General features: G+C 69.7%; 25 protein-coding genes. 12 read left to right on the forward strand and 13 right to left on the reverse strand.

What is annotated here, in order from left to right; genetic code table 11:
* Nucleotides 1-44 precede the first annotated feature (44 nt).
* From OG928_RS47955 to OG928_RS47965, 3 genes are all read right to left on the reverse strand, one after another.
* Nucleotides 45-464 (reverse strand): hypothetical protein, encoded by a 420-nt coding sequence (locus tag OG928_RS47955; protein ID WP_331738452.1) that lies wholly within the window; start codon nt 462-464, stop codon nt 45-47.
* Nucleotides 461-1,201, reverse strand: a complete 741-nt coding sequence (locus OG928_RS47960) for a hypothetical protein (protein WP_406292232.1) — start codon at nt 1,199-1,201, stop codon at nt 461-463. Before OG928_RS47960 ends, OG928_RS47955 begins: the two co-directional genes overlap by 4 nt.
* A gap of 571 nt (nt 1,202-1,772) precedes the next feature.
* The gene (locus OG928_RS47965; protein WP_406292233.1) at nt 1,773-2,216 is read right to left on the reverse strand and encodes an ATP-binding protein; all 444 of its coding nucleotides are present in this window, start codon (nt 2,214-2,216) and stop codon (nt 1,773-1,775) included.
* A 235-nt stretch (nt 2,217-2,451) separates the two neighbouring features.
* On the opposite strand from OG928_RS47965, the gene OG928_RS47970 reads away from it, so the two are divergent.
* Both OG928_RS47970 and OG928_RS47975 read left to right on the forward strand, forming a co-directional pair.
* On the forward strand, nt 2,452-3,318 hold the full coding sequence (locus tag OG928_RS47970) for a helix-turn-helix transcriptional regulator (RefSeq protein ID WP_331738461.1): 867 nt from the start codon (nt 2,452-2,454) through the stop codon (nt 3,316-3,318).
* Nucleotides 3,315-3,509, forward strand: coding sequence for a DUF397 domain-containing protein (locus OG928_RS47975; protein ID WP_331738464.1), 195 nt, complete (start codon nt 3,315-3,317; stop codon nt 3,507-3,509). The genes OG928_RS47970 and OG928_RS47975 overlap by 4 nt, the downstream gene beginning before the upstream one ends.
* 131 nt (nt 3,510-3,640) lie before the next feature.
* On the opposite strand, the gene OG928_RS47980 is transcribed toward OG928_RS47975, so the two are convergent.
* Complete coding sequence (locus OG928_RS47980) at nt 3,641-3,841, reverse strand: hypothetical protein (protein ID WP_331738467.1); 201 nt, start codon at nt 3,839-3,841, stop codon at nt 3,641-3,643.
* Nucleotides 3,842-3,976: 135 nt separating this feature from the next.
* On the reverse strand, nt 3,977-4,486 hold the full coding sequence (locus OG928_RS47985; RefSeq protein ID WP_331738469.1) for a hypothetical protein: 510 nt from the start codon (nt 4,484-4,486) through the stop codon (nt 3,977-3,979).
* On the opposite strand from OG928_RS47985, the gene OG928_RS47990 reads away from it, so the two are divergent.
* The gene (locus OG928_RS47990) at nt 4,473-5,936 is read left to right on the forward strand and encodes a hypothetical protein (RefSeq protein WP_331738472.1); all 1,464 of its coding nucleotides are present in this window, start codon (nt 4,473-4,475) and stop codon (nt 5,934-5,936) included. The two genes, OG928_RS47985 and OG928_RS47990, sit on opposite strands and share 14 nt — an antisense overlap.
* Nucleotides 5,937-6,440: 504 nt before the next feature.
* Here the strand turns inward: OG928_RS47990 and OG928_RS47995 are convergent.
* The 3 genes from OG928_RS47995 to OG928_RS48005 form a co-directional block, all read right to left on the reverse strand.
* Nucleotides 6,441-8,516, reverse strand: coding sequence for a HEAT repeat domain-containing protein (locus tag OG928_RS47995; RefSeq protein WP_331738475.1), 2,076 nt, complete (start codon nt 8,514-8,516; stop codon nt 6,441-6,443).
* Between the two features lie 317 nt (nt 8,517-8,833).
* Complete coding sequence (locus OG928_RS48000; RefSeq protein WP_331738478.1) at nt 8,834-9,184, reverse strand: replication/maintenance protein RepL; 351 nt, start codon at nt 9,182-9,184, stop codon at nt 8,834-8,836.
* Between the two features lie 55 nt (nt 9,185-9,239).
* A complete protein-coding gene (locus tag OG928_RS48005; RefSeq protein ID WP_406292237.1) occupies nt 9,240-9,716 on the reverse strand; it encodes a hypothetical protein in 477 nt (158 codons plus the stop codon).
* Nucleotides 9,717-10,680: 964 nt separating this feature from the next.
* Between OG928_RS48005 and OG928_RS48010 the strand changes: the two genes are divergently transcribed.
* Together OG928_RS48010 and OG928_RS48015 are read left to right on the forward strand one after the other, a co-directional pair.
* The gene (locus OG928_RS48010) at nt 10,681-11,055 is read left to right on the forward strand and encodes a hypothetical protein (RefSeq protein ID WP_406292239.1); all 375 of its coding nucleotides are present in this window, start codon (nt 10,681-10,683) and stop codon (nt 11,053-11,055) included.
* 59 nt (nt 11,056-11,114) lie between these two features.
* Complete coding sequence (locus OG928_RS48015; protein ID WP_406292241.1) at nt 11,115-11,636, forward strand: prepilin peptidase; 522 nt, start codon at nt 11,115-11,117, stop codon at nt 11,634-11,636.
* A gap of 210 nt (nt 11,637-11,846) precedes the next feature.
* Here the strand turns inward: OG928_RS48015 and OG928_RS48020 are convergent, their stop codons facing one another.
* The gene (locus OG928_RS48020) at nt 11,847-12,389 is read right to left on the reverse strand and encodes a GNAT family N-acetyltransferase (protein WP_406292242.1); all 543 of its coding nucleotides are present in this window, start codon (nt 12,387-12,389) and stop codon (nt 11,847-11,849) included.
* Nucleotides 12,386-13,669, reverse strand: a complete 1,284-nt coding sequence (locus tag OG928_RS48025) for a hypothetical protein (RefSeq protein ID WP_331738492.1) — start codon at nt 13,667-13,669, stop codon at nt 12,386-12,388. The genes OG928_RS48020 and OG928_RS48025 overlap by 4 nt, the downstream gene beginning before the upstream one ends.
* A gap of 744 nt (nt 13,670-14,413) precedes the next feature.
* On the opposite strand from OG928_RS48025, the gene OG928_RS48030 reads away from it, so the two are divergent.
* The 3 genes from OG928_RS48030 to OG928_RS48040 all read left to right on the forward strand — a co-directional run bounded on the left by OG928_RS48030 (nt 14,414) and on the right by OG928_RS48040 (nt 17,538).
* Nucleotides 14,414-15,484 carry a bifunctional DNA primase/polymerase gene (locus OG928_RS48030; RefSeq protein WP_331738495.1) on the forward strand — a complete coding sequence of 357 codons (1,071 nt, stop codon included), beginning with the start codon at nt 14,414-14,416 and terminating at the stop codon, nt 15,482-15,484.
* Nucleotides 15,481-17,025 carry a phage/plasmid primase, P4 family gene (locus OG928_RS48035; RefSeq protein ID WP_331738498.1) on the forward strand — a complete coding sequence of 515 codons (1,545 nt, stop codon included), beginning with the start codon at nt 15,481-15,483 and terminating at the stop codon, nt 17,023-17,025. Before OG928_RS48030 ends, OG928_RS48035 begins: the two co-directional genes overlap by 4 nt.
* 129 nt (nt 17,026-17,154) lie before the next feature.
* The gene (locus OG928_RS48040; RefSeq protein WP_331738500.1) at nt 17,155-17,538 is read left to right on the forward strand and encodes a DUF6009 family protein; all 384 of its coding nucleotides are present in this window, start codon (nt 17,155-17,157) and stop codon (nt 17,536-17,538) included.
* A 565-nt stretch (nt 17,539-18,103) separates the two neighbouring features.
* On the opposite strand, the gene OG928_RS48045 is transcribed toward OG928_RS48040, so the two are convergent.
* Both OG928_RS48045 and OG928_RS48050 read right to left on the reverse strand, forming a co-directional pair.
* The gene (locus tag OG928_RS48045; protein WP_331738501.1) at nt 18,104-18,937 is read right to left on the reverse strand and encodes a hypothetical protein; all 834 of its coding nucleotides are present in this window, start codon (nt 18,935-18,937) and stop codon (nt 18,104-18,106) included.
* Nucleotides 18,934-19,086 carry a hypothetical protein gene (locus OG928_RS48050; protein WP_331738504.1) on the reverse strand — a complete coding sequence of 51 codons (153 nt, stop codon included), beginning with the start codon at nt 19,084-19,086 and terminating at the stop codon, nt 18,934-18,936. Before OG928_RS48050 ends, OG928_RS48045 begins: the two co-directional genes overlap by 4 nt.
* Before the next feature lie 676 nt (nt 19,087-19,762).
* Here OG928_RS48050 and OG928_RS48055 point away from each other — a divergent pair.
* Nucleotides 19,763-19,912: a hypothetical protein gene (locus OG928_RS48055; protein WP_331738507.1), complete on the forward strand. Its 150-nt coding sequence runs from the start codon at nt 19,763-19,765 to the stop codon at nt 19,910-19,912.
* Nucleotides 19,913-20,036: 124 nt separating this feature from the next.
* Here OG928_RS48055 and OG928_RS48060 read toward each other — a convergent pair whose 3' ends face one another.
* Complete coding sequence (locus OG928_RS48060; RefSeq protein WP_331738510.1) at nt 20,037-20,207, reverse strand: hypothetical protein; 171 nt, start codon at nt 20,205-20,207, stop codon at nt 20,037-20,039.
* Between the two features lie 181 nt (nt 20,208-20,388).
* On the opposite strand from OG928_RS48060, the gene OG928_RS48065 reads away from it, so the two are divergent.
* The 3 genes from OG928_RS48065 to OG928_RS48075 all read left to right on the forward strand — a co-directional run bounded on the left by OG928_RS48065 (nt 20,389) and on the right by OG928_RS48075 (nt 25,847).
* Entirely contained in the window at nt 20,389-23,256 is a 2,868-nt protein-coding gene (locus OG928_RS48065) for a transcriptional regulator (protein WP_331738512.1), read from the forward strand.
* A 225-nt stretch (nt 23,257-23,481) separates the two neighbouring features.
* Nucleotides 23,482-24,243 carry an A24 family peptidase gene (locus tag OG928_RS48070; RefSeq protein ID WP_331738514.1) on the forward strand — a complete coding sequence of 254 codons (762 nt, stop codon included), beginning with the start codon at nt 23,482-23,484 and terminating at the stop codon, nt 24,241-24,243.
* 299 nt (nt 24,244-24,542) lie between these two features.
* Complete coding sequence (locus tag OG928_RS48075) at nt 24,543-25,847, forward strand: competence protein CoiA (RefSeq protein ID WP_331738516.1); 1,305 nt, start codon at nt 24,543-24,545, stop codon at nt 25,845-25,847.
* The last annotated feature ends 249 nt before the right edge of the window (nt 25,848-26,096 follow it).

Below are 26,096 nucleotides of genomic sequence, written 5' to 3' on the forward strand. Positions count from 1 at the left end.
ATCGACAAACGGGCGGCCCATTGGCGGGGCCTGCGGAGCGGACGTCATCGTAATCCCCCACTCAGTGCCGGGATCGGGGCCAGGCCGAGCGTCCCACCCATCGCCTCGCGCAGCCGGTGACGGCCTTCCGGGGACAGCAGCATGTCCGCGAAACGCGCCGTGTCGACGGCGGCCCGGATCAGCTCGTCGGCGTCCAGAGGCTGCGCCTCCAGCCTGTGCCCGCCCGTCAGGTACTCGCCGATGACCCCGTTGGCGTCGGCCAGCGGAAACGCGCGCAGGAGACCGAGCACAGTTTCGTTACCCGCTCGTGCGGTCAGCCTCAAGACGTCCGGGCTGTAGCCGATGGCCCCGTGACGGGGAACCGACACGTAGTACTCCGGAGCGTCCCCGCAGTGACGCTGCCCAGGCTTGGGGTACTTGGTGACCTGCACGGTGGTGACGACCATCGATTCCGGGTAGCTCACGACTGTTCCTCGGCGTTGGACATCTGGCGCAGGCCCAGCGGTACCAGCACGTCGAACTGCTCGGGCCGCACCAGGGCCCACTGCTCGGGTTCCGGGGCCTCGGAGCCGACGGGACCGGTCGCGGCCACCTCCATCAGCACGGCAAACCGCGACACGCCCAGATGCGGCGCCCTGTCGCCGAGGACGCTGCGCAGGCCCTCGTTGTAGTGGCCGACCGCTTCGGTCAGCGCGTCGACGGGGAGCTTGTGGCGCCCGAGCCGGGTGAACACGTCGGCGAGGTTCGCACCGAACGGCCCGTAGGAGGGGGCCGCTCCGCATCCGAGGAGCCACGGCTCCGACGTGTCGACGTCGATGCGCACGTCGTCGGGGCCCATCGACCACACCACCGTCGCCGCGCGCGTGGACAGCGCCACGTCAATGTCGTCCAGGGGGATCAGCGGCCGGAAGGGGTGGCCGGGCCGGCAGCGGGCGAACTGGGTGAGTTCGAAGCGACGTTGGTCGGCGAACACCGCCAACTCCTCCCTGAAGTTACCGGCGTACGCGAACACGGCCGGTCCGCCGTTGATCGGTTCGACCGTGAACGCACGGTGGGCGGCGGCGTCGAGTCGGCCGATGCCCCGGGCGACCAGGTCCAGGATCGTCGGGTCCACGGCCGTGGTGGGAACCGGCGTCGCCCAGTCCAGGGCCGCCCGGTTGCCCATCCAGTTGTCGTCGTAGTCGGTGGAGACCTCCGCCACGTTCAAGCCCGTGCTGCCTGTGGCCTCGGCCCACTTCCGAAGGCGAGGGAGCAGGGCGACGGTTCGAGTCAGGGGCGAGTTCCTGGCCGCCCTGACGTAGCGTCGTCCGGATGTCTGCGGGGGGTGGGGCTTGTTCACCGTTGGCTCCCTGATGAGGTTGGTGGTTGAGGGGCGAACGCCACGGCCGCGCCGGTGGCCGTGCCGTTCGCCCGCCTCGGCGGAGGCGGGCCGTCCCGGCCCAGCGCCGGGCCGTCCGCGGGCCGGGGAGCGGACGGACCCGACGGCACGGGGGATGGCCGGGAAGGGTGCGCGTGCGGGGGCACGCGAGTTTCGTGTGCGGGCGGTACGGCCCTCGAACTCAGCCGGCCGTACCGCCCGCATCGGCCGCGCTCCAGGCCCCCCGGCCGGAGCGGGCACACCCTCACGGAGCCTCTCGTGAGGAGCCCGCAACCCGATGCGCTGCTCCATTGAAGAGCACCGGATGCGGAAGTCGTCGCGGCAGCAGGCTCGTTCTCATCGCCGTACCGCCGAGGCGTGAAGGGGTCCAACGGGGACCCTTGCCGGGGAGGACTCACGCCGCCTCCACGACGGCCGTGAACGTCAGGTGTCCCGGGGCGTGCTCTTCGCAGGAGAACGTTCGGGCGAGGTTCCGCACGATCGTCAGGCCACGCCCGCTCTCTTCTTCCCAGTCGAGATCCACGGACTCGGGCAGTTCGAACCTGGTCTGGGGAACGACGACATCCAGCACGATCTCGGCCGAGTGCTTTCGCCAGTAGATCCTCACCAACACGCGCCCGTCGGGGCTCAGGACCGCGTGTTTGAACGCGTTGGTCAAGATCTCGACCATTACGAGTACGAGGTCGTCGCCGTCCACCTGCCAAGCCCGGCACGCCGCCAGGGCGAGGGCGCGAGCCCGCTCCACCGGGCGAAGTTCCCAGGGGGTCAGGCTCAGGAAGCATGTCGTCGACGCGCAATCGGCGGGGCGGACGAGACAGGCGGAAGCGTCGGAACGCACAGCTATCCCCTTGAGGTTGGGGGGCGCGGCTTAACGATCTTGCTGCACTCGGTGATCTTGCGAACGCAGTGGGTGACTTGAAAGAGACTGCTCCCTTGTGCGTGCGGACGTCAAGCGGTTCTCACGCAAAATGCAGGAGAGATGCAAGCGGGGTTGCTGATGGATACGCTCAAGCCGTCCGCGATGCTGTTGGGAAGCGCAGTCGCTCATCCGCACACCAGGACGAGGGAGAGACATGGCGAGCACAACAGGTCCGGGCAACCTGAAGGCCCGACGAGACCTCGGAGATGAGCTCCGCAAGATCCGAGGAAAGCGCACCGCCACAAGCGTGGCGGCCGACCTCGGCGTGAGCCCGTCGACCGTGACACGGACCGAGACCGGCGAACGCGTGTGTACCGAGGAGTACTTCCACGCACTCGCTGACGCCTTGGGCGTGACCGGCGACAAACGCCAATCGCTCGAGGAACTGGCCATCGCCGTCTGGGACGCGGATCCGCCCTGGTGGGCCAAGTTCGCCGACGTCCTGTCCGCGAACTACGCCGCGCTGCTTGAGTACGAGGAATCGGCACGCCGTCGTCGCGACTTCCAGATCAACGTGATCCCGGCTCACCTGCAAACACCGGACTACTCCGAGGGTGTCACGGCCGTCGATTTTGCCGGTTTGAGCCGGGACACGATCGATGATCTCGTCGCCATTCGACTCGAACGGCAGCGCCGAGTGTTCGAGGGACCGGAACCACGGCTCGAACTCGAAGCCGTCGTTACGGAAGCGGTGTTGCGGTTCGAAGTGGGCGGTTCGGCAGTCCATCGCGAACAACTTGCTCGGCTCCTGGAGGCAACCGAACTCCCGAACGTCTCACTGCGCGTGATCCCGTTCACGGCCGGAGCCGGCGGCTCCTACACCAGCCCGTTCCAGATCCTTTCGTATGACGGTGAACAACCCGACGTCGTGTTCGGCCAGGGCGTGGCGGGAAGTACCTTCATGAACGAACCTCGCGAAGTGCGGCGGTTCGATCGGCTGTTCACCAACCTGTGCAAGCACGCGCTGAGCCCGGATGATAGCCGTGCACTGATCGCAACCATCAAGAAAGACACCACATGAACCTGGCTACCGACGCCAACCCCACTCTGGCGTGGCGTAAGAGCACGTTCAGCGCAGGTAACGACGACTGCGTCGAGACCGCGCCCACGGCAACGGCCGTCGCAGTGCGGGACAGCAAGGACCTCACAGTCGGCAACTTCGCTGTTCCCAACGACGCCTGGATCCAGCTCACGGAAGCGCTCAAGGGCTGATCCACTCGCCAGAACGAAAACGAGGCCGCCCCCCGGTGTATGAGGGGCGGCCTCATCGCGTCACGGTAGCGCCCGACCCGGACCACAGGGGAGTAGCGAACCGCAGCGGCCACGGTTATCTGGCACGTCGTTCACTCGTCGGCGGTCGCACCGTGCCGGGCGCCGTTGGGAATCCAGCCGGCGATTCGATGGGTGAACGGATCCACCGAGGCAACGAGTCCGTCGTCGTCCCGGTGGCGGGCGCGAGAGCGCAGGAGCCGGCCGGGGTGCCCGTCCCGCTGGTGGTTGCGTAGCACGTCCTTGCCGAACTGTTCGAGCCAGACGATGCTCATCTCCTGTTCGGTGAGCCACGCCTCCAGCCAGGTCCTGTCGATGGTGAGCTCGTTCCGGACGGGCCGTCGCTGCGGTGGTCGCGGGCCTGCCGTGGCGCTCGCCCTCGAGCATCACCCGGGCCACGGCCGATTGCGTCAAAGGCGCGCTCCAGGCGAGGGAGACCGCCTCCGAGGCGATGGACATTCGCCGACCTCGTCGCGGAAGTCGGTCAGTTCCATTCCTCGGTGGCCCAGAATCACCGAGAGTGCTTCCAGCAGTCCCGGGTCGGGCAGGTCGTCCAGGCCCAGCAGGTGTCGTAGCGAGCCGGACGCGAACGCCCGGCGTACGTCGTCGGGGCCGGCGAGCGCGGATGTCGCCTCGCGGACGAGCAGGTGGTGGCCGAGGCGCTCGAATGCCATCGCCACGACGTCTTGCGGTCCGGTGGCGTCCGGGTCGATGGCCTCGGCCAGCAGTCCTTCGCCCACCAGGGCCTCCAGCAGGGATTTTTCGGCGGTGCGATCGGGCCAGATGTCCCTCAGCAGGTCCTGGGCCGCCATGCGGTCGATCCACGGGGTCGTTCCGCCGCCGAGTCGCTCGGCGACGGCCTGCATCGCGCGGTGGACGATCCGGTCGGGCCGGGGGGGCGTCCAGTTGCTTGCTGACACGACGATTGATGCGATCCAGGAGCAGGTCGACCAGGTCGTCGAGGCCGATGGACGCGTCCGCCAGCGAGAGGGTCCCCTTCTCCTTCAAGGCTTCGCACAGCAGGCGCAGGAAGAGCGGGTTGCTGAACTCCGTCTGCACCGGGGGCGCGGCCGGTGGCTCCAACTCGTAGTACCCGGCGTATTCCTTGATCGCGTCGTGTTCGATCCCCTCGAAGCCGCAGTGCTCGATCTCCGGGATGCCGCATTCGTCGGGGACGACCTGGGATCGGTAGTGCGACCGGTAGGTGAAGACGACGCGCAGGTACTCGAACCGCGCGATCTTGGCGGCCAGCGCGTCGAGTTCGTCCTGCCAGACCGTCCGCGGCCTGGACTCGTTGAGCGCGTCGCTCACCACAAGCACCGGACTCCCGGCGCTGCGCCCGGCCTGGTCCAAAAGGGCCAGGGCATCGTTACCGGTGAGGTCCGGGGGCAGGTCCAGGCGCTCGCGCAGTTGCTCGAGAACGGATCCGTTGCGGAAGAGGTTCGCGTGGACGAACACGCTCGGACGCCCGTGCGCCAGGCGCTCGGCAACGTAGTCCAGGGTGACGAAAGTCTTGCCCGTGCCGGCTGCGCCGGTCAGCAGCATGCAGCGCGCGATGCGCAGGCGTTCGGCCGGGCCCGTGACACGGTCGAACAACTCCGCCAGGAACGTGTTCAACACGCGCAGGGCATCGACGACGGCAGCGGGCATCGACACCTCGTACCCGGACTGCCAGTCACGCCAGGAGGCGTTGTCCCACGCGGGCCCGTACGCCGCGGTCAGCGCGGCGACCTCGGCCGCCTCAAGGCCTGTGGCCTCTTCCCGGGCTGCGGCAAGTGCCGGCCGCAGGGCCGCGAAAGAGTCCTCGTCCGGGTGGTCCCGCCATCGAACCAGCGCGTGGGACAGTTCAAAGCCGCGTTGCCGTACCGCGTCGAGGCCATCGGGTTCCGGGTTCTTTCCGAACGGCCGCACGTTGACGAGCCTCTCCAGTCGGGAGACGTCGGCGTCGAGCCGCTCGCGCCACTCGTCGTCCCCGCACAAGGCCGCCAACGCGTGCCGGGTCGCCGGGACTCGCACGCTCAACTCCGGCACGTAGCGGGGTCTCGCCGCCTCCAGCGCCTCCTCCAGATGGTGCTGCCACCACCGGTCGGCCAGAACCTCGACGTCGAACCAGTAGCGGGTGCGCGCACCCGTGGTGTCGATCCTCTTGAAGCGCGCGATCAGGTTCGTGGCCCACTCCACCTGAAAGGCGACCTTCATGCCACGTTCGTCGGCGAGTTTCTCCCAGCCGGCGCGCCAGCCCTCTTCGCCGAGGACCTTCTCGTACACCGACTTCTGGTTCTTTCGTTTGGTGGGCCCTGGCGGGTCGAACGGAATGGCGATGATGTACTTCACCAGCGTGGGGTGCCGATCCAGTGCGGTCTCCACTGACTTGTCGAGTTGGGCCTTGGCGGCATCGATCTGGTTCTTGGTGAGCCAGAACTTGGCCTGCCAGCCCACTTTCGTACCGTCGGGGCACGTCCAGAAGCACTCCACGCCGCCGTCCCCACCGGCGCCGTCGAGGCTCACGAACTCGGCGCCGTCACAGGGAGGGTCCTCGAGCGCCAGCTCGCAGACGAACTACTCGAAGCCGGACCGCCTACCCTCGTCGCCCGCCTGCCGCAGCCGGGAAAAGTCGATCTCGGGCAGCCCCATGCTCACCCCTCCGTGAATCTCGGTGGCGACACCGGCGCGCCGCCCCCGGTCTCGGCCCGTCGGGCCTGCATCCCCGACGCGCGGCGACGGTAACGCAGATCCGCTCGCCTCGTTCAGCCCCCGACGAGATCACGACCCGTACTCTCCCGAATCACATCGGCGGGCCCCGCCTCGTCGGTCTCCGGCGCCGATCCCGGACGAGCTCGACGCGTCCCGAGCCCGTGGTGTCCGGCGGCCCGGTCAGTCGAACTTCGCGAGGACGCGCCGGGTGATCCGCTGCAGTTCCTCATCGCTTTCGATCGCCTTGGCCCAGCCGTCGCGGTGCGCGAGCGCCAGGGCGGCCCGGAGCGTCGGCACCGCGGGTTCCGCGGCCGCGCCCATGCGGTCCAGGCACGCCACGATGTGGTTGGCCGTCGAGGAGTTCTCCTCCCACGCCCGGAGCAGCGTGTCCAGCACGGTCTGTGTCTCGGGCTCCCCGAAGAGGTCCCACAGCGCGGTGGCGGCGTGGACACGCTGCCACTCGTAGTTGTGCGTCAGCGCTTCCCGCAGGTGCGTCACCAGGACGGGCGCCACAGGTGGGCCGATGCGGCCCAGCAGGTCGCCCACCTCGCGAATCCAGTAGCCCCCTTCGGATTCCGCCAGTTCGACGATTGCCGCGCGCACCTCGTCACGGTCGCCGCCGAGCGCGTGCAGGGTCTCGATTGCGGCGATCCGGACGCGGGTCTCGGGAGCCGAGGTCAACCGCCGGGCCAGGGGCAGGGCGTCAGCGGCGGCCGGCCCGAACGATGCCAAGGCCTTCAGGGCCGCAACGGTGCTGTCCCGGTGCTCGTCGCGTGCGGCGGCCGCCAGCGTGTCGCTGATCGCGGGCACCGCGCTCGCGTCCCCGAGTCGAGACAGGGCGTCCAACAGCGCAGGCGCGGTGCCCTCGAACCACGACCGCGCGAGATCGGCATCGCGCAGATGCCCGCACAACCGGGACACCAGGACATGCGCTGACTGGGGCAGCCGGCCCGCGACCTGGAACGCCCGCCAGGCGTCGACGCCGCCGTCCAACGCCACGAGCAGAGACGGCAGCGCCCGCGCATCCCCGAACCGGGCCAGCACACACACCGCCGTCTGGTGCGCCCGCCGCAACTCCGGGTCGGGATCCGCCCACACGTTGGGGCCGTGCTCGGCGCGCTGCGCCGCGACGTGCGCGCCCAGTGTCTCCCGGGCCTGCCCCGCGATCGCGTGGCAGGCGTCCAAAACGGCGGCGGCCTCCGCGGCGACCTCCCGATCCCGTGCGCCGAGTTGTTCCGCGACCAGCAGGACCAGGGGTGTGTGGTCGCCGCGCCAGTCCTTCATGAGGTCGCCGCTCATGCGTATCGCGTCCAGTCGCGAGCCCGGGTCCGGGCTGCGCAGTTGCGCCGCCAGCAACTCGGTGCGCGGTGCGACGCTTTCGGCGAGTGCCTCGTGGAGGGTGCGGAGCGTACGGGTGGTGTAGGCGTACACGCGGGTGGACCGTTCGAGGTGGTCGAACGCGGCGACGACCTGCGGTGGCACATCCTGCGTCGTCGCCGTTTCAGGTGCGGGATGCCGCCATGTCCGTTCCGAGGGGGCGTGAATCGCGATCTCCTCGAGCAGCTCGACGGCGGCTGCGACGATCTCCCGCCCGGCCGAGTCCGGGGTGCAGCGGGTGTGTTGGGCCAGGGCCGCCAGTCGGGTCTGCGCGTCCGCGTCCGGGGCGGTGACCACGGCGGCGAGCCATGTGCGCGCCTGCTCGGAGACGGCCGGGAGCCGCAGGGCGAGCGTCGCCATGGCCTCGACGACCGCCAACCGTTCGACGAGCCCATGTTCGGCCGGCAGCCGGTCACGCAGCAGCGCGACAGCCCGGGCTCCGCCGTCGTCGACGAACAGTGCCAGGGCGGGGATCGCCGCCCGCCGCACGCACACGTCCGGATCGGCCGTGAACGCGACGAGGGTGTCGGCGCGTCGCCGTAGTTCGGCCACCGCGTCCAGCCATGCCGGGTAGGGCTCGTAGGGGCGGTCGAGGAATGCCAGGGCGTCCTCCCCGATGCCGACGATCAACTCCACCACGGCGGCACGGTCGGGCGTCCCGGCATCGCAGGCCAACTCGAACAGGAACGGCAGACTCGCGGCAGTCGGTTCGTACACGCTGTTCTGGTGGTAGACCACGCCGTAGAACTCGTCGAACGCCTTGTTCCGCTCCTCCACGTCCGCCGAGCCCATGGACCGCAGGAGAGCCGGCACCTCCTCGGCCGAGCCGTACGCGTGCTCCATCGAAGCCCAGTCGATGTCATCAAGTCCGGTGAACATGCGGGCAATGTGCCGTACCCGACCGACAGTTCCGCGTGCTCGCCGGGTCCGGGGCGTCGGTTGGCCTGCTTGCGTCCCATGGCGAGTCGACGAGGCCGACGGGTGGGCGGCTCCCACAGCAAGGACCCTGCCGTGGCGCACCGACGACGTTCCCGGTGGGCCGTTGCACGGCGGCGCGTACCTCGTGAAGAGTGCGGAGCATGCGGGTGGCCCCGCCTGTCTTCGAGGACGGGCATCAGGCATACTGGCCGGACCACTTTGGTCCAGGCAACACGGAAGCCCCGAGTTCTCATCCACTCGGGGCTTTCGTTTACCGCCTATCCGGCGACGGCCTTCAACGGCCGCTGCAGCCGCCTGACCCACGGAATGTAGTCCGCGGTGTCCAGCCGCTCGTCCTCGGGCATGCCGTCGATAGCCGCCCACATGTCGTCGTCGGATTCGTATCCACGAAGCATGGCATTCAGCCGATAAACGCCATTTTTGACCTTTTCGACCAGATGAATCTTGTCGAGGAAGACCAGTGTCTTCTGGATCGTGGTGCGATCCATTCCCAGCTTTTCCGACATCGCCTGCTGGGTGGCGTAGACCATCCCGTCGTCCTTCTGCGCGCCCATCAGCCACAGGAGGATGCGATATTGCCCAAGCGGCAAACCCAGCTCGGCGATCATGCTGAAGGCGTTGATCGGTGCCCGGGTGACCCCCTGTGATGACATGGCGGCTACCTCACTTTCTCTCTGCGGGCAGAGTCTCCAGGTTGCGGATCGCGCACACCTCTTCGTGGGGAACGCCCGACTCGGTCAGGGCCTCCGCCAGACCGTCGAACGCCTCGGCCTGCTGCCTGCCGTTGCCTCGGAAGCTTGCAGCCGGATGGAGCTGGTAGCGGCCTCGCTTGACCATGCGAACCACGTTGAGAGCGAACAGTTCCCCCAAGGCGGCGTTCACGTGCTGCCGTTGCACCTTCAGGATCTCGCCGAGCTGCTTTTGGGTGATCCTGACCGAACCGCCGTACTCCTGCTTTGCAATCATCAGCAGGAGAACTCGCAGGATGGTGACCTGTTTGATGTTGACGGCGACCCAGGCCATGAACGCGCTGCTGTCGAGACTGTACGCACCCCCGAGCATCTCGAGACGTTCTCTAGCCGGTTCGATGACGACGTGCGCACGACGATCGCCCGGCAAGTGCGCGATGGCCGAGGCCAAGCCAACCTTGGGCACATCGCGTCGAAAGGCCCGCAGGGCCGTCTGAGCAACAGCGTCATCAGATGACGGGTCGGCCTTCCGGGGGACACTCCGGAGAGGGGCCACGCCTTTGCGCGCAGCCGAGCCCCGGGGAGACGAGGGCATCAGATAGAACCTCCAATTCGATCCAAGCGCGACGAGCATAGCGTTTTGCGGTTCCTGCGCCGCATTAATGCGGCGCAGGAACCTCATTCGGCGCAGTGAGGGAACGTCTCCCCGTGCCTTGGCCGGTCGAAGGAACGGCCAGACGTTCGTTCGCACTGTCCTCGTTTTGCGGTTCCAGGACCGCAAAACGAGGCCTGCGAATGCGGCGCTGGGACCGCAAAACGTTGTCCAAGAAACGCTCAGGTGTTCTCTCCGTAGGCTCGAACGAACGCCTCCGCGGACCCGTACTGCTGACCTGAAATGCTCTCTGACCAGCAAAGATGGCCTAAAATGGCGTCGGCGGCCTTCTAAGGAAGAAGCCCGCCACGCACCTTGGCTGGCATCCCGGCGACCGATGTCCCACCGCGCGTAGGCTGCGCGTGGGGGCACAGTCGGTCTTTCAGCTGGTGAGCGCGACACAGCACGTGCATCTCAAGCAACGCCCGCGCTCCGGCCAGCGGATACTTCGTCGCCATACAGCCGACTGCAACCGAACAAACGCCGGCGCCGAAGCACCCGCTGGCCCCGGAGCGGCGGTACCGGCTGCGGGACACCCGTCGTACTCAAGTCGAAGTCGCATGCTGCGGACTGTCCACTCCGACGCTGTCTGGGTGGGCTTTCACAGGTCGGGCATGTCACGTGTGGGTCATCTCAGGCAGCAGCATCGTCACCAGGCAGGTGCCGCTCGGTCCTCCCCACATTTGGGCCGCGTTCACGGACGGGCTGCGGTCGGATTGCACAAGGAACGAGAAATACCGAGTGACCGCTTCGACTGCTCGGCTTGGTGGTTACCCTCGACAACGGACATGGCAAGGATGCCCGGGAGCTGTACGCGGAACTGGTCGCGGAGGTCAACCTGGTCAAACGAGCCCGGGGCGACTGCGCGGACGCCGTGGAGATGCCCGGTTCTTTCTCGGGGCCCGAGCCCGCGTGGTCGGTCGACGTGATGGGGCGGGTCGGCCGACCGACGGCCGCGAGACCAGCCATGAACTTGATACGCCACGGTGTGGCGTCGCGGACCCGCGCGTTTTCGGCCGGATCGACCGGTAGCGGCGCCGTGCCCGCGTTGCTCACTGCCAAGGCCCTCGCGCCGATCCTCCACGTAACTCGGAGAATTGAAGCGCCGGTGACCCTCGACGACGTCGACGCCGGATGAGAGGCTCCGGCGGTATGCGGCTCCCTGGCCTGGACCTCGATCCCGATACCCGCGGTGTCTTGCGACGGGACCGCCTGCCGATCGCCATCGGGGTCCTGATTGCCGGCTCCGCCGTGGTCTGGCGCCTGGGCTATCGGGCCGAGCTGCCAGCGTTCCTTGCGTTCACGTTGCTCGCGTGCGGGCTCGTGGCGTGCGACGCGCGGCTGATGCGACTGCCGAACTCGTTGACCCTGCCGGGCTATCCGGTGTTGGCGCTGTTGCTGGCGATCCCGCTCGACGGGACCGCGTACCTGCGTGCGCTGCTCGCCATGGCGGTGACGTTCACCGCGCACGTCCTACTCGCCTTGACCGGCGGTGGACTCGGGTTGGGAGACGCGAAGGCAGCCGGGCTGGTCGGACTCACGGTTGGGTGGCTGTCGTGGGCCGCGCTGCTCCAGGCCATTCTCCTCGCCTACGTGAGCGCGGGGCTCTACGCCCTGGGGAGGGCGCTGGTCGAACGAGCGGCTCGGGAGCGTGCTCTCGCGTTCGGACCCTTTCTTCTGGGTGCCTCGATGCTGGCCGTCGTGCTGGCCAGCCCGTGACCTGGATCGGCTGGCACGACGGGCAACATCCCCAGTCCACGCGGCGCCGTCAGCGTAACTAGTCCTCGTCGCCCACCGTCCTCGTCGAGGCAGGATCGCGAGGGCGCGGCCGTCACACGGCCCCTGCCCTCAGGCACGGACACCGGTCCCCGAGACCGGCTCCGAGCGGGACCGTCGCGCGCGCCGCGAGCCCTGAGCGAGCGGGACGACCTACTGCGGCACGGCCGGGGCCAGGAGCAGGACGTCGTGCAGCGCCGCGCCCCGCCACGGGTACGCGGTGCCCACACGCCGATAGCCCAGGCTCCGGTACAGGGCCTGGGCCGGGCCGGCGTCCGGGCGCGCGTTGAGCAGCACCCGTTCGTGCGTGCCCCCGCGCAGGACCGCCGCGTGCAGGTCCCGCCCGACGCCGGCCCGGCGGTACGAGGCGAGGACCGCGAGTTCGATCAGCCCGAACGTGCGCTCACCGGTCTCGCGCCGCACCTCCTCGGGCACCGCCTCGACCAGGGTGTCCCACCAGCCGGTGTTCGGGGACAGGTTGTACCCGTACGCGATCCCCACCGCCGTGCCCGCGTCGCGGGCGAGCGCCAGGCGGAAGGTCGCCTTCTTCGTCTGTGCGCGGAAGCGGGCGGCGTTCGCCGCGACCTCGGCCGGCGTCTTGTCGTACGGCGGCTGGCCGAACACCGCGCCGTAGAGCGCGCTCGTCTCGTCCTCGAACGCGGCGGCCGCAGGCCCCCGGTGGACCTCGATGCTCACGGCGCCCACACCCCGCTCCCCCGCTCGCTCTCGTGCCGGATGCGCTCCAGCAACGCGCGTGCGGTTGCGGTGTCCGCGCCGGCCACCGCCCGCCCGCACGCCATGACCTCCTCGGCGAGTTTCGCCGAATGCACCCCGGTCGCGCCGTCGAGGACGGCGTGGACCTCGGCGCATGCCTCCTCCACGTCCCCCGCCGCGGCCAGCACGCGCCCCAGCCGGGAGCGGTAGAGCGCGGTGTTGCGGGTGTAGCCGCCGCCCAATCCGCGCACGGCGGACCGCAGATACGGCACCGCGGCCGCCGGTTGCCCGGCGTGCTCGTAGTAGCGGCCCTGCGCGTAGTCGACCTCGACCGTGCTGCGGGCGAACACGGCCCAGGCCGGGACGTCGGTGTCGACGTCCGTGCGCCCCAGCAGCGACAGCGCCCGCGACAACGCTCGGCGAGCGGTCGACAGGTCGCCCGCGACCTGCGCCGCGCCGGCCTCGCGCAGCGCCAGCACCAGGTGCACGGTGGGCCCGGCCCTGCGGTGCGCCAGGGTGTGTGCGGCCTGCGCCGCGGAGGATGCCTCCCATGCCCGGCCGGCGTCGGCGGCCAGCAGCGACATCGACGCCAACGCGCGAACCTCCAACAGGACGTCGTCGACCATGCGGGCGGTCGCCATCGCTTCCAGACACGCCGCCCGTGCCTGCTTCTCCAGTCCGGCGTCGCGGCCGAACCATGCCAGGTGCGACGACACCTCGCCGCGCAGCAGTTGGAGGTCCCGCGACACCCGTTCGGTGCACGAGCCCCGGTTCAGCCGGCGGTCGATCTCGCGCCCCAACTCCAACGCCCGCACCCGGGCGGTGCCCCCGCCGCGCGCGTGGTCGAGTGTGTACAGGCCGGCCAGGCGCCCTCGCAGGGCGCGGACGTCCGCCGCTCCGACCCTCGAACCCCCGGCACCGCGGGGTACCAGCACCGTGGCGCCCGCCGCGGTGGTCACATCGGTCACGAACCGTCTGCGCCGCACCCTCTCAGTCTCGCCCATGGGCGCGCAGACGCTCCGGCGGTGTGGCGGGACCGTGAACCCGAGTTCGTGCAGCGGCACGCCGAGCAGTGCTTCGAGGACGGCCTGCTGGCCGGCGTGCGGAAGCGGGGGGTCGGGCTTCTCCCAGCGGGCGAGCTGACGCACGCTCACCCCGGCCCCGATCCCCAACCGCACCGCCTCCGCGGCGAACGCGGCCGCGAACGTCACCTGCGTGTATCCGGCGCGGCGCCGCTGCGCGGCCAGGTCCGAGGCGTCCACCGTGCGCCGGGGCGGTGCCCCCGCCGAAACGTCAGGCGAAATGTCAGGCCTCCTCGCAACCCGGGTCGCAGGTGAGGGAAAAGGGACCCAAATCCCTGATTCATGCATTTGCCGCCCCGGGGGTGGCAGCTGTGCCCGAGCACCGTGGCCACGCGACGAGCTCGGTCGTCGGGGGCGGGACAACTTGGCGGGCTCGGGTTCGCGCCCTGGGATTGTTCGGTCCCCGCCTTCGGTCCCTGCGGAAAAGCGCAGGTCAGAAGCCTGGTGGCGCGGGGTGACAGGGGCGGGAGGGACTGAAGGGACTGAAGTTCATATTCCTGTGATCGTGCGTGCGCGTATACGCGGGCGTGAAGTACTTGCCGTGGAGCGATTCATAATGCGGAATCTCAGTCCCTTCAGTCCCTGCCAGGTTGATGGCGAGGCTTCTGACCTGCGCTTTTCCGCAGGGACCGAAACCAGAGGGGCGGGAGCAGGGACTGAACGAGAGTCCCTGATGCCAGCGCGCCGCCTGCCCGTGGTCTCGAGCCGTCCGCCGCCGGGTCCGGCGCGTGGGAGTGACTGAAGGGACTGAAGGAATGAATCATCGCGGTGTCGTGCCGGCAGGCCGGGCGCACTGCGCTAGGCTCTGACTCTCGTTGGAAACTTCAGTCCCTTGCGTCCCTGAACATCCCTGAGCAGCGCTCTGACCAGCGCTTTTCCCCAGGGGCCGAAGGTGACCGGCCCAGTCCCTCGACTAGGAAGACCGTGCGGAGCCACAGCCAGGAGACCACACGGCACGGGGACACCCGCTCCCGCGCTGTCGCCCGTTGGTGCGCGCGAAATGGCTGGCCGGTCCACCCTCTGGCGTCCGGCCGGAAGGTCCCGGCCGCCAACTGTGAACCCTGCCGCCAGGCCCGGCACGACCCCCGGGAATGCCCGTGCCGGGCGGCGGGCCGCTGGTGTCACGGGTTCCACGCCGCGACCACCGACCTCGACCTCGTCGACGTGTGGTGGGGCGCCAACCCCGGCCTGGGCGTCGGGGTTTCCTGTGGCCCGGCGAACCTCCTCGTCCTCGACGTCGACGCGCACTCCGTCGCCGTGCCCCATCGCGATCGGCTGCTCCCGGGTATTCCCATCCACGACAGCGTCGACCTGACCGGACTCGCCTCCGGGTTCGACACACTCGCCCTCCTCGCGGCCTACCGCGGGCAACCCGACCCCGTCGACGACACCTCCACCCTGCGCGTCCGGACGCCGTCAGGAGGCATGCACATCTGGTATCGAACCGACCCGGGCGACCGCTACCGATCCTCGACCGGCTCCAGCCCGAAGACCGCCCTGGCCTGGCAGGTCGACATCCGCGCCCACGGCGGATACATCGTCGCGCCGACCACCCGCGTTCCCGCGGGCACGTACCGCCCCATCGGGGCAACTCGGGTGCCCGCGCCGCTTCCGGCCTGGCTCGCCGACGACCTCCGCCGCACCGGCCACACCGTCACGGACCACCCCTCGGCACCACCACCGGCCCCGCCGCCCACCCACTCGAACGGGGGCGACACCCGGGACGCCCTGCGAAGCCTTGCCCCGCTGCTCGAGAAGGTGGCCGCCTGCGCTGCGAGCCCCCAGGGCACCGGGTTCAGCGAGAAACTTAATCGCGCCGCCTACACCGCGGGAGGCCTCGTCGCAGCAGGCCGGCTCACCGACGCCCGGGCGCATGAACTCCTCGTCACAGCGGCCGATACCGCCCGCCCGCAGCAGCAACGCCGCAGCGCATCCGTCATCGCCTCCGCCCTCTCCGCCGGTGCGCGGCGCCCGCTCCACGGAGAACGCCCATGAACAGCGACGGCCAGAGCGACGAGCGGCGCTTCGACGCCACCATGGCGGCCCAACAGATGCACGCCACCCAAGACCCACCACACGCCGCCGTGCCCGCCCAACACGGCGGGCCGCCGTCCTCGACGCGGCACCCCGCCCCCGCCGGTCAGCTGCCCACGATGCTCAGCGACCGCGGGAACGCGAAACTGTTCGCGTCGATGTACGGCGACAGATTCCGTCACGTGGACGGCCTGGGCTGGTACGCCTGGGACGGCTACCGGTGGATGCGGGCCGGCGGCGAGAAGGCGGTGGTGTGGGCGGCCGGGGACATGGCCGAACAGATGCCCACCACCGACCCCAGCGAGATCTTCCGCACCCGGGAGTTGCGCGAGCACCGCAAGCGCTCGATGTCGACGTCCGGCATCAAGGCCATGCTCGTCCAGGCCAAGGCCGCCCCCGGCCTCGCACTGGGCGCCGACATCCTCGACGGCGACCCCTACGCCCTGTGCACCCCCGGCGGCGTCGTGGACCTGCACACCGGCGCGCTCCAAAAGCCCGACCCGCTCAACGACATGCACTCGCGCGCCACCCTGGTCGCCCCCGTGAACACCCCCACACCCCGGTGGCACAGGTTCCTCACCGACACGTTCGGCGACGACGCCAAGGGACGCGAGACGATCGACTTCCTCCACCTCCTCCTGGGCTACTCGATCACCGGTGACGTCGGCGCCCAGGTCCTCCCGTTCCTGTACGGCTCGGGCAAAAACGGCAAGAGCGTGCTCCTGGACGTGATGACGCAGATCCTCGGCGACTACGCGCAGGCCGCCCCGCCCGGATTCCTCATGGAAAAAGGCAAGTACAACGAGCACTCCACCGAACTGACCGAACTCCACGGCCGACGCATGGTGGTGTGCAGCGAACTCAAACCGAACGACAGGTTCGACGAGGCCCGCGTCAAACTCCTCACCGGCGGCGACCGGATCATGGCCCGACGAATGCGCCAGGACTTCTTCTCCTTCACCCCCACCCACAAACTGTGGCTCCTGGGCAACCACCGCCCCGAGGTCGGCACCGGCGGATACGCCTTCTGGCGACGCATCCGCCTGATCCCCTTCGAACGCGTCGTCCCCGCCTCCCGCAAGATCGACAACCTGGCCAAGGAACTCGTCGACAGCGAAGGCCCGGGCATCCTGCAATGGCTCATCCAGGGCGCCGGCCGCTACCTGACCACCCGCGACCCTCTCGACGGCCCCGACCTGGTCCGCGCCGCCACCAAGGCCTACGCCACCACCGAGGACCACATCGGCCGCTTCCTCGGGGAACGCTGCACCACCACCGGCGGCACCGCCGGGGCCCGGGATCTCAAGGTCGAACAAGGCCTCCTCTACGCCACCTACAGCGCGTGGTGCGCCAGTGGCGAAGGCATCCGCCCGGCCTCCGGACGAGCTTTCGCCACCCGCGTCCGCCACGAACTCGGCCTGTCCTCACCGACCGACATGACAAGGTCGAACGGCGCGCGGTACTACCCGGGGCTGGGACTGCTCCCCGACGACGTCGACTAGCCCGCCACGCGCACAGCCGCCACGCCCGATCCGCTCGGTCGTTCCGACACCTCCCGCCTACCATGGATCGGGACGCACCGTCGCGACCGCCACCCGGCGGCACCGCCCCGACGACGAGATGAGGCCCACATGAGTTCGCTGCTGGACGACAGTGATCTCGACCACGAGACCACCGTGGTGTGGGTGGAGGACCCCCAAGGCCTCGACTACGTCCGCCAGTCCCTGGACAAGACGCCGCGCCGCCGCGGCAAACCCCGATACGAGCGCGCCGGCCGCATGATCGGATACACGGAACTCGACGAACACGCGGAAGCGGACCCCGACAGCGGTCTGCACCTGCGCCGCGTCTTCTTCCTGCTGCCCCACGACCGCGACACCCAGCCCACCGGACTGTACGAGGACGGGGCCCCGGGCGAAGCGGTCGACCCCAGCACCATCGAACCGGGCCGAGTGGGCGAGAAGACGCCACGCTCGCAACGAGGTTCCGCCGAGATATCGGTTGCGGGCCGCTGATGGGCCGACCGCACGGCGCCCTCGGCTTCCGACTGGATTGCACGTCGATGTTCGGGAACGGAAGCAAGCCGGGCTTCGAGTCCGGTGCGAAATCGCCAGCTGCGGAACGTCCGTAATCCGCCCCGTTCCGTAGAATACGGCGTTTCCGAACCCATCGCCGGCGCCGTCGAACCTGCCCCTCCAACCGACTGATCACACCGACACCTGCGACCTGCATGTTTCCCAAGGGACTGACTGCGGGTCGAACCCTCGGTCCCGCTACTCGGGCCGCACTCGACGACGCGGTGCCGTCTGCCTCCGGGATGTCGTCGGCCGCCGGGCCATCCGAGCAGCCAGACGCGGACAAGGCCGAGACGCCTGTCACTCAAGGCCTTTGTTCCCCTGCGGACGAGAGCAGATCAGAGAACCTGAGGCAAAACGACAGGACCGAACGGGCCACAGTGAGATCGCCCGCAGGCACGGACGCCAGACACCGATGGCGACGCGAGTCGTGATGCGAATCTCGGTCACTTCCGTCCCTGTCCGTTGGCTGCAGGGCTTCTGAACTGCGCTTTCCGACAGGGACTCAAGGCCGCACGCGGACGAACGCTCGATTCATGACCTCGATCGCGTCCGCGTCCAACCGCGAAAGGGCACTCGGATCCACGAGGGCTGGAGGCGCCGGCCAGAGCCGCGTCACCAACCCGGCCGCCTCGAAGGGGTGTCGTACCGTCTTACCCGGGTGCAGGACCAGGTCCAGGTACGCCATCGGGGTATTCACGCCCAATCCGCTGCCGGTTCCCAGACTGACACCCGTCAGAGCGGCGGCGGCCACGGTGGTGGGCAGGCCGAACCGGTCGAACGGTGTGAGGGTCCGCGCGGGTGCGTTCGGGTGCGTCACGGCGAGCCACAGCGACACATCCGCGGGCGGTTGTCCGGTGTTCACGAACGCTTGGAGCCCGCCCGGCGGGAGTTCCCATCGCAGGCGGTCGGGGAACCGCGGGTGTACGTCTCTCAGGTCCAGGTACTCGGTGTGTGGGTGGTGCAGCAACACCAGAGTCTTGATCCACCATCGGGCGAACGCATCGACGTCCTGTCCGTTCAGCGGGGTGAGTCGGTCGAGGAAATCGAGGACGATCGACTGGGCGGGTATCTCGAACGTGGCGTTCAAGCGCCCGTTGCACCCGGCGCAGACCGGAGCCATCACCGGCGGGAAAGGCGATATGTGCACCTCCCGCTTCGACTTCCGTCGGTGAACCGTCGTGGTCTCGCGCTCGCACCCGCTGCCCTGCGTAACGTCGGTGGTGAAGTACGGGCTGGTCCAACGCCTGAGCAGCGCGCGTGGCCATACGTGTTCACCCTGCTGCGTCCCGCTCAGCGGCGCGTTGCACAACAGACACCACGGATGCTGAAATTTCACGGCGCCCCCTGTCCGGGCGCCGATTCGACGTCGGCGCCGCGCCCGGTGTTGCCGAGCCTCACCGGCCACCGGGACAGGTCGCGCGCATCAAAACCGATCAGGCGCACGTCGAACGGGCGGGCGTCGTTCGCGCTCGTGGCCACGTTCATGCTTGTCCAACCGCCGTTGCCCTCGACCCGCTGTCGCCGTGGCAGGGCGAGTCGGTCGCGACGTGACGGGCGATTCGGGCCTGTGGTCGGACTTTGCATCCATGAGGCAGAAACCTTGCACGTCCGGCAAGAACATGTCGGCCGCCGCCGACAGTCACGGAACTTCTTGCCGCTGGAGGCAAGATTGCGCGGAGCGCCCCGCATCTCGATCCGACGGGCGAGGTTCGGCGTGCGGTGTCCGCTTCCGCCGGCACTCCGTGCCGGCGATCCGGCCAGGGGGAACGAATCCCGCGCGGATCCATGCACCCCGAGCAGGAGAGTGTCGGCGCATGCCGACACTACGGCCCGAACCCTGCATCCGAGACAAGATCGGGCCACCGCAAAGCAACATCCCGTCGTGGAATGTCGAGCCTGGGGTCGACATTCCACGACGCGAACTTGCGGATACCCGCAAGCTACTTCTGGGGAGCCGCAAGTTCGCCGGTGTCCGGGGGCGGCGATCGCCCGGACTCGCACCGCTCCTGTACAGCTTCGACACCGCTGTCGCGGACCAGTGCCAGCCGCCTCGGTCATCAGCGACTGGCCGGACGACCAGGCCCTCATCTTGAGCAACAAGGCCAGGTGAAAGTCGTCCGGCAACCTGCCCCGGTCGCGCACGTGGTGACTGCCGACGACCGTGACCACCTCCACGTCGTTCGATTCGAGGCGCGCGATCGTCACGTGCCGCGGGCCGGATCCGATGTACGTGATCGCATCGGCGCGAACCGGCTCGCTGGAACTCAAATTCATGACCCAGACGTCCGACATCGATCTTCCCTCCCCCTGAAACCGAGCACCACCGGATAACCGGTCATGCCTGCCGGTCTCCCCAATCCCCGTGCGGTTCACGCCATTGCACTGCCGATGCGACCGCTCGCACAGCCCGCTCGGATCTCCATTCCACGATCCTGTCAGTGGTTGATCAGCCACCACGTGATCCAGCCGCCGACGGCGGTGCCGGCTCCGGTCGCGGCACCGCGCGCGGCGTTCGCCGCGAGGGCTCGGCTCGCGCGGACCACCCGCGTCCGAACGCGGGCTCGTCGGGTGGCGGGGGGTGCGGGGGTGGGCGTGGTGTCATCCATGGTCGTCTCCCGAGTCGTCGCACCCCTTCGGAGTGGGGTGGTGTCGGTCTCCAGGGAGCCCCGTTCGGGATTTCTTCGGCGACCGCTCCCCCGGGTCGTCCGGGTGTCTACGCTGGTGGCCCCGTCGGTGCGGGGATTTCGGAATCGATTCGATCCGAAGTGGGTCGAACCGGGGGCGTGGATGGGCGGCGAGGGCGGCGCGAGTGAACGGCTCGAGCTGCAATTGCGGGAGTTGTACGAGCAGGCCGGCTCGCCCGGCTACGACCGACTCGTCCGCCACGGCGCGGCCCAGCGGCCGGTGGTGGAGTTGAGCCCGTCGTCGTTGAGCGGCTGGTTTTCCGGTGTCTCGGTCCCCTCGGATCCGCGCAGGTTGCGGTGCGTGGTGGAGTTGCTGGAGCGTCTGGCCACCGAACGCGACCCCGTTCGCCGTCCGTTGCCCTCCCGGGTGTGGGAGGAGCGGCGATTGGAGGCCGTGAGCGAACGCCGCCCACGTGGTCGTCCCCGTCGCGGCCACCAGGGCCAGGACCCGGTCGGGAACCGTGACGAGGAGGGGCGTGCGGGGCGTCCGATCGGCGTGTTCACGGATCCGTACGCGTTGGAGGTCCACCGGGCGATCGAGGCTCCCGAACACGCCTGGGAGGGGTTACCGGAGTTGCCGGTGTACGTGCCGCGGGCCCACGACGAGCGGTTGCGGATGGCGGTAGAGCGAGCGGTGGGGGGTTCGGGCTCGCTGGTGTCGTTGGTGGCGGCGTCCTCCACGGGTAAGACGCGGGCCTGTTGGGAGGCGATCCGGCGTCTGCCCTCGGGTTGGCGGTTGTGGCATCCGATCGACCCCGGCCGCCCCGACGCGGCCCTGGCGGGGCTGTCGCGGGTGGGTCCGCGCACGGTGGTGTGGCTGAACGAGGCCCAGTTCTACCTGTTGACCGTCGACGGCACCGGCGAGAAGGTCGCGGCCGGTCTGCGCGAATTGCTGCGGGATCCCGCGCGGGGCCCGGCTTTGGTGCTGGCGACGCTGTGGCCAGAGTACTGGACCGCGTTGACCGGGCCCGGTGACGAACACGCCCAGGCACGGGCCCTGTTGACGGGCTCCGACCTGAGCGTGCCGGCCGCGTTCGTCGGGGTCGATCTGGAGGCGTTGCGCGTGGCCGCCACCGCGGACCCGCGCCTGGCCAAGGCCATGGCCGAGGGTCGCGATGGGGCCGTCGCCCAGTATCTGGCGGGTGCTCCGGCCCTGTTGGCTCGCTTCCGCAATGCCTCCGCGCCGCTGCGGGTGGTGATCGAGGCCGCGATGGACGCGCGCCGCCTGGGCCATGGCCCCGGCGTGCCCTGGGGCTTTCTGGAGGCGGCGGCGGAGGACTACCTCACCGACGACGAGTGGAACGAGCATGTCGTGGCGGGCTGGTTCGAGAACGCCATGGCCGCCGCCACGGCCCGCTGCCCGGGCGCCGCCGTCGCGCCCCTGACCCGAATGCGCCCCCTCCACCGCGAACGTGTGGACCGGGCTCCGGTCTATCGCCTGGCGGACGTCCTGGAACAACACGGCCGCCGCACCCGCGGCGCACTGTGTCCCTCCTCGGCGTTCTGGGAGGCCGCGCTCGAGCACGCACACGGTCCCATGGACCGGCACCGGCTCGCGGACGCGGCGCGGGCCCGACTGCGTCTGGACCACGCGAAAGCGTTGCTGGGCACGGTGGTATCCGAAACGGGCGACGCGGTGGCACTTGATCAACTGGCCACCCTGTACGAGAAGGCGGGGGACCGTGCGGAGGCCGAGCGCCTGCTCCGCACGGTTGCCGAAGGAAATCCTCACTCGTTGGCCCGACTGGCCACGCTGCGCGAGGAGGCGGGCGACCACGTGGAAGCCGGGCGACTGATGCGCGCCGCCGCCGAGGCCGGTCACCCCGACGCTCTGGGCATGATGATCGGGAGGTGCGATTCGGCGGGCGACCACGAGGAGGCCGAACGCCTGATGCGCGCCTCCTTCAACGCCGGCAACCGGCAGGCCGCGCACTGGCTGATCGACCGGCGTATGAGGCCGGCGGGTGATCTCGCGGGCGTCGAACGGCTGGCCCGAGCCGGCGCCGCAGCAGGCCACCCATACCTGCTGCTGGTCGCCGCCAAGGCATATGAGGACGCGGGCGGCCACGCGGACGCCGAACGCGTTGCCCAGGCTGCCGCCGATACCGGCTATCCCGCAGTCCTGATGCGGCTGGCCAGTAGCCGCGAGAACAGGGGGGAGCACGAGGACGCACAACGATTTCTGCAAATGGCGGCCGCCGCAGGCGACCGCGACGCGCTATGGCGATTGGCACTCCTGCGCGAACAGGCAGGTGAGCACCCCGATGCCGAGCGACTCGCCCACGCCGCGGCTGCCGCCGGCAACCGCCACGCGCTCAAGGACCTGGCCTTACGGCGCGAACAAGCGGGTGATCATGTCGGCGCCGAGCGACTTGCCCACGCCGCCGACGAACTGGGGCGCGACCGCGTGATCCCAGAGTTGGTGGACTTGCGCCGGCGTGCCGGCGATCGCTCCGGCGCCGAGCGGCTGCTGCACGCGGCCGCCGCCCTCGGTAACCGCGACGCGCTGTGCGAATTGACCAAACTGCGCGAACGTGCGGGCGACCCGGCGGGTGCCGAACGGCTGGCCTACGCCGCCGCCGACGCCGGGACCTTCCTCGCCCTGGTGTGGCTGTCCAAGACGCGGCACGGCGCGGGGGACGATGCGGGTGCCGAACGACTGGCCTACGCCGCCGCCGAGGCCGGCGACGCCAATGTGTTGGGGCGACTGGCGGAGATGCGTGACGACGCGGGGGACCGTGCGGGTGCCGAACGACTGGCCTACGCTGCGGCATGCGCCGGCGGCACCCACGCACTGGAGCAGTTGGCCATGCTGCGTGAAGCCACGGGGGACCATGTGGCTGCCGAACGACTGGCCCGTGCCGCCGCCGACGCCGGAAACCCCCATGCGCTGCGGAGAGTCGTCGAACTGCGCGAAGGAGCGGCCGGTGGTCCGCTGACAAACCTGATGCGTCATGGTCTCGGCGAGTGAGAAGACGATTTCGGTACTGGTTGGGGCGTGGGCCGCCGGGGACCTCGTCGGCTCGGAGTTGGGGCTCGGTGTGCAGGCGTCCACGGCCCGATCGTCGTCCGGATGGCTCACGCATGCATGGCCGTCGTCGCCGACCACGTATCTACCTTGCATCCGGAGCACGACGGAGCTTGAGCCTTGCATCCACGGCAAGGTCCCCACACGGGGCGTCGGCGCGCGACGACAGTGAGGCCATCGCCCGAAGTCCCCGCTTGCTGCTCGGGAACGCCGATAGGCTCGAAGTCCCCGGGCTTCCACGGCGAATGCGGGACCCGGTCCGCGTCGCGTCGACCAGCGGACCGGAGAGGGCGGGGGCGGGCTCGGAGATTCCCCCCGTATTGCGGCAAGTTCCGGCGCCGGCGGCTCTCGACGACGACCGCGTCGGATGAGAGGCTCCCGCGATATGCGACTCCCCGGGCCAGCCCTCGACCCCGATACCCGCGGTGTGCTAGGACGGGACGGACTGCCGGTCGCCGCCGCGTTCGCGATCACCGGCTCCGCCGTGCTCTGGCGCTGGCGTTCCTCACGTTCACGCTGCTCGCGTGCGCGCTCGTCGCTTGTGACCTGCGGCTGATGCGACTGCCGAACTCACTGACCCTGCCGGGCTATCCCGTGTTGATCCTGTTGCTGGCGATCCCATTGGACGGGACGGCGTACCTGCGTGCGTCGCTCGCGATGACGGTGATGCTCATCGCGCACGTCCTGCTCGCGCTGACCGCCGGTGGGCTCGGGCTCGGCGACGCGAAGACGGCCGGGCTGGTCGGGCTCGTCGTCGGGTGGCTGTCGTGGGCCGCGCTGCTCCAGGCCGCGGTCCTCGCCTACGTGTCCGCGGGCCTCTACACCGTGATGAGGGCGCTGGTGGACCGATCCGCTCGAGGCCGTCCCGTCGCGTTCGGCCCGTTTTTGCTGGGCTCGGCGATGCTGGCCGTGGTGCTGGCTGGCTCCTGAATGTCTTGTCCCGGGAATCGCGCTCGGTCCCGGGGGACCCGCGCGGTCCGGGTATCGCAGGCCGCAGCGGAGCCGCAGACGAAACGAACTCCCGCCGGAACGCGCCGGCTTCCGGAGCCTCGTCGGCGGACAACATTCCTGTGTCGATCCCAGGGGGCAGCGTGGCGTTCCGGGCCGTACACGAGCAGTGGGGAACCGTCTTCGCGCATCTGCCCGACCTGGGATGCGGGCGCGGTTGGGAGGCTGTGTGGAGGGTGCGGCCGCGGACGCCTGTCGTCTGCGACGAGTGCGGGCATCCGATGATCGCGAAGACCTCCCGGGCGGGACTGAGGTTCTTCGCCCACGCGCCGGGCGCGCCCACCTGTGCGCTCGGCCTGGAATCCCTCGCCCACCACCTCCTCAAGCTGGAGCTGGCGGGAGCTGCCCGCGACGCTGGCGCCCACGCCGAACTCGAAGTCCGCGGCCCCGACGGCAGTTGGCGCGCCGACGTCCTGGCGGGCGACCCCGCCGGGACCTGGCGGACGGCGCTCGAAGCCCAGCTGTCGCCCCTCACCGACGCCGACATCACCGCCCGGACCGAAAGGATGCGGGCCGACGGTGTCACCTCCATATGGTTCAGCGACCGTGCCCGCCCGCCCTGGCTCGGCACAGTCCCCTCCCTACGCCTGGCGAGGCGGGACGGCAGCGCCGGCCTGGTCGTCGCCGAGGGCCTGGTGAAGTTCCAGGACGCACGGTGGAGATCGGCCCCGCAGGTGCCCATCGCCGACTTCCTGCGCTGGGCGTTCACCGGCAAGGTCGCCCCACACGCCCCGCGAACCCACCTGGAGTACCCGCTGCGCCAGCTCTCGCAGGTCTGGACGGCACCGCAATACATCGCCGCCGAGAACACCCACCTCGCCGAGGAGGACCGTCGCCGCCGCCTGCAGCAGGAACAGGCCCGGGCCCGAGAGCAGGCCCGGGAGAAGAAACGCGACGGGATCCGCGCCAGGAACGCCGTCTCCCGCGCGAAGACCCTGGCCGAGGCCACCGCAGCCGAGCAACTCGCACGCCTACACCGCAAAAGGGCGCCCCGCCCGCGCCCCGGTGTCGAACGTGCCCTCTCAAGGCTCGCAGACGAGCACGACGTCACCGCGACCGTCGGCTGGAGCATGGGCGATCCCCGATACGCCGACGGCGTACCCCTCGTCGACGAGAACGGCGTCCCGGCCGCCATCTTCGCCCCGGAACCCAGGCACGTCCGAGGCAACGCCTATCTCCTGCTCGCGGGTCTCCTCCTGGTGTTCCGCACCCCGACCGACATACGGCGCTTCGAGAACGCCATGAAACGGGCGAAACACTGGCCGGCCGACGGCTTCCGGACCGACTCCACCGACGCGGATCCCCCGAACACCCCCCACCGCGACGGCGCGTGCACCTGCGCCGCCCCACAACTCGTCGCAAGAATCGCGAGGATCGACTACCCCGCCGAACCCAGCGAGCAGATGGGCCCCGCCGCCGCGCTCTACGTGGCGCGGTGTCGTGGCTGCGGGCGCCGGTACACCGGGCCCTGGCGTCGGACGATCGGCAACCGGGCGACGGAGGCCCCGCCCCGACGCAATTTCTAGTGGTCGTCGCTACATCCCGGCTCAAGGCGCGCGATGGGCTTCGATCCAGGGGCCGAACGGGGGCGGGTGCGAGTAAGGCGAGCGCGCACCGCTGGCGGGCGCTGGCCCGCGCCGTGCCGGATGAGCCGATCGTAGCCCGGCGACCCCGGCCCGGTCGTACAACATCCGCAGCCGCCGCGCGAACGTCTCCGCTGCGTTTCCTCCCTCAGCCCCCCGCGTTGATACGGCCGAGCAATCGACCTCGCACCG

Source organism: Embleya sp. NBC_00896 (assembly GCF_045207785.1).
GTDB lineage: Bacteria > Actinomycetota > Actinomycetes > Streptomycetales > Streptomycetaceae > Embleya.